This window comes from Chryseobacterium gossypii (assembly GCF_041361455.1).
Classification (GTDB): domain Bacteria; phylum Bacteroidota; class Bacteroidia; order Flavobacteriales; family Weeksellaceae; genus Chryseobacterium; species Chryseobacterium gossypii.
The window spans coordinates 1-1,924 of record NZ_JBGCUR010000065.1; the positions used below are offsets into that span (position 1 = coordinate 1).

Sequence of the window (1,924 nt, forward strand, 5' to 3'; positions counted from 1 at the left end):
CAAAGCTGAATATGATGCTTATGGAATAGCCGACTCAGGAGAACCTTTGGATCCATCAATAGGTACCTTAAGAAAAATGTATAAGGATACCGGATGGGATAAAATGAATACTGGAGCAAAACAGTTTTATGTAGATCATGTGTCAGATAGGTATACTAAAAGAGGTGACTTGTATATTAATCCTAAAGGTGAAGAAGTAATTGCTTATACAAGAAGAAATTTTTGGGATAATAATACTTCGAGTATATCATTTTCAAGACATGCTTTTGGCTCTAAAATAAAACTAGGATTTGTAATGGCACATGAGTTAGGGCACTCTATGTTGAATTTATATCCTGCTTTTAATGCATTAAGATTTGATAAGACCATAAAAGGATATGAAAATGCTATAATTCCAGGAGCTGGCGGAATATCAGTTGATCATGCTGCAATCTGGGGATTAGAGAACGATTTTATAACTAAGAATGGATTAAAAGATGTTGGATTGCCTGGATTCTTTAAAAATACTTCTCAAATGCAAGGTATTTTTAACAGTTATATATTAAAAAATGTTACCTATAAACAGCTTTATGAAAAGATTAAAATTTTATCAGTTAAGATCAAATAAAAAGTATGTTTTCTTGCTCGGAATACTATTCTTAAATTTATCTTGTTATAAAAAAGAGCTATACGAAAATGAAATATCCGTTAGTATAGTAAAAAAAGAAAAAATTGATAACAATAGTTTATTGATTACGTTACTTTTCAAAAATGCTTCGGATATGAATTATGCTTTGTCTATATTTCCGGAATATTATTTAGTAAAGTCTAAAGGAGGAGTTATCTATCATGGTAATATAGATGGAGGTGGATTAATGAATATTACTGGCAAAATTGTAAGTTCTGATTTTGCAGATCATATTGTAGATTGGGAAAAAGGTTCAAAATTATTAAGTACATTTTATAGGAAGGCATTCTTTAACTATAAAGGAGCAGACGATTATCTTTTCTGTTTTGCGGGAAATAATTTCGAAGCATTTTCAAGTGGTCTTTTATTCATACCAAAAAAATCAGAGAGGAAAATTATTATTTGTTTTAATTCATATAAGATCAATAATGAAACTTTATATGATAAAAACACACGGGTTGCAGCAAATTGGGATCTTTTTGAGCCTAGAGCAAAGATACTTGATTCATTATTAAAAAAAGAAAAAATTAATTATATGGTTTATAATAGAAACCTTGTTTTAAAAGATTTATTATTTATCAATAGGTAAAATGTGTAAAGCATGGTGCTTTGACGGGGAACAGGAGCAGTGACAGCTTTGATTACCGGACAAAATTTCCTTGAAGGGATTAGCAAAGGTGCTGTAATTGGCGGTGCTGTAGCAGGTGCAACTTACGGCTTAGGTAAGCTGTTTACTGCTGAAAATGTAGGAACTCAATCATCTGAAGCCGAAATTAATTATGCTGATGGAAACGGAAATACTGCGGCAGCTTCAAATGATGCTCGGGGAGATAAATTAAATTGGTTTAACAAAGAGAAAGACGGTTACCTTTATAAGTTTGCGGAAAGTGATACTACTGTTCCCAAAGGAACCGTCAGGATATACACTCACGGTGCTCCTGACCGTATTATTGGTCCAGATGGTCAAAAGATTATGACTCCCAAACAATTCGATGAAGTTTTAATGCAGCGAAGTGAAGCTTGGAAAAATTACCGAGAACTTGGAGGTGGTATTAAAGTAGAGCTTATGTCTTGCCAAACAGGAAGGTGGGGGAACGGTATTGCAAGTAAACTCTCTAAGGCGTTTAAAAACTCTGAGTTTATTGCTCCTTCCACCAAGTTTTATGCAAGCATAACTGCAACTGGCAAAGTGTATAGCGATATTGCAGGAAGATATAAGTTTTTTAATCCAGGAAGGTGGAATCACTTTATTAACGG

General features: G+C 33.1%; 3 protein-coding genes. All 3 read left to right on the forward strand.

Annotated features, from left to right (window positions below; translation table 11 throughout):
• On the forward strand, positions 1-607 hold a 607-nt coding region (locus ABMQ40_RS16535), incomplete at its 5' end, for a hypothetical protein (RefSeq protein ID WP_370901596.1).
• The gene (locus ABMQ40_RS16540; protein WP_370901598.1) at positions 570-1,256 is read left to right on the forward strand and encodes a hypothetical protein; all 687 of its coding nucleotides are present in this window, start codon (positions 570-572) and stop codon (positions 1,254-1,256) included. The genes ABMQ40_RS16535 and ABMQ40_RS16540, both read left to right, overlap by 38 nt.
• Positions 1,257-1,304: 48 nt before the next feature.
• On the forward strand, positions 1,305-1,924 hold a 620-nt coding region (locus tag ABMQ40_RS16545; RefSeq protein ID WP_370901600.1), incomplete at its 3' end, for a DUF8616 domain-containing protein.

What these genes read in the sequence shown, in the direction of transcription:
- ABMQ40_RS16540 (WP_370901598.1), top strand. Translation starts at nt 570, where the DNA reads ATGAAAAGATTAAAATTTTATCAGTTAAGATCAAATAAAAAGTATGTT.